2 protein-coding genes are annotated in these 1,049 nt (G+C 63.2%); both read left to right on the plus strand.

The window, feature by feature from the left end; genetic code table 11:
• A partial coding sequence (locus AC097L_RS26200; protein WP_479589611.1) for an FAD-binding oxidoreductase occupies positions 1 to 778 on the plus strand: 778 nt, incomplete at its 5' end.
• Complete coding sequence (locus AC097L_RS26205; RefSeq protein WP_479589612.1) at positions 721 to 966, plus strand: FAD-binding oxidoreductase; 246 nt, start codon at positions 721 to 723, stop codon at positions 964 to 966. The genes AC097L_RS26200 and AC097L_RS26205, both read left to right, overlap by 58 nt.
• Positions 967 to 1,049: the final 83 nt, after the last annotated feature.

Below are 1,049 nucleotides of genomic sequence, written 5' to 3' on the forward strand. Positions count from 1 at the left end.
GGTGCTGCGCTACGGCAACACGCGGGATCTGGTGCTGGGTCTGGAGGTCGTGCTGGCGGACGGCCAGGTGCTGAACCTGCTGCGCGCGCTGCGCAAGGACAACACGGGTTATGACCTCAAGCACCTGTTCATCGGGTCCGAGGGCACGCTGGGCATCGTGACGGCGGCCGTACTCAAGCTCTTTCCGGCGTCGCATGCGAGTGCCGTGGCGTTTGCCGGTTTTCAAACCCCGAAGCAGGCGCTGGCCTTGCTGGGCCTGATGCGCGGCGCGTTGGGCGACCGGTTTACCGCTTTTGAGTTGATGAGCGAAGCCAGTGTGGCCATGGTGCGCCAGTATTTTCCGGACACGCCAGCCCTGTTTGCCGAGACGCACCCCTGGCAGGTGCTGATGGAAGCAACCGACCCTGGTGCAGGCGAGGGCGCACAAGCCGCCCTGGAGGCCAGCTTTCAGGCCGCGCTGGCGCAGGCGCTGGAAAGCGGGGTGATTGACGATGTGCTCATCGCCACTTCCGTGGCGCAGGCCGAAGCACTCTGGGCCGTGCGCGAAAACATCAGTGAAGCCCAGCAGCATGACGGCCAGAACATCAAGCACGACATTGCCGTGCCCGTGTCCAGCGTAGCGGCGTTCATTGACGAAGTGCAGCCCCGCTGCACATCGCCTACACGGGCGTGCGCCCGATTGTTTATGGGCATCTGGGCGATGGCAATCTGCACTTCAACGTGTCCCGCCCGGTGGGCTGGACCACGCCGGATTGGCAGGCCGAGGCTGACCGGGTGAACATTCTGGTGCTGGACGTGGTGGCGCGATTCCAGGGATCGTTCAGCGCCGAGCACGGCCTGGGCCAGCTCAAGAACCACGAGATGGCGATGTACAAGACGCCGCTGGAGGTGGCGGTGATGCGCCGCGTCAAAGCAGCGCTGGACCCGCAGGGGTTGATGAATCCCGGCAAATTGCTACCCACCTGACCCAACGGACGAAATTTATACGTTTCAGGCCTGTAGCCCCCGTCAACCGTGCGCAAGCAGCTATTTAATTTGTAGCAACAAGT

The organism is Rhodoferax sp. RT5P35, from assembly GCF_056521385.1.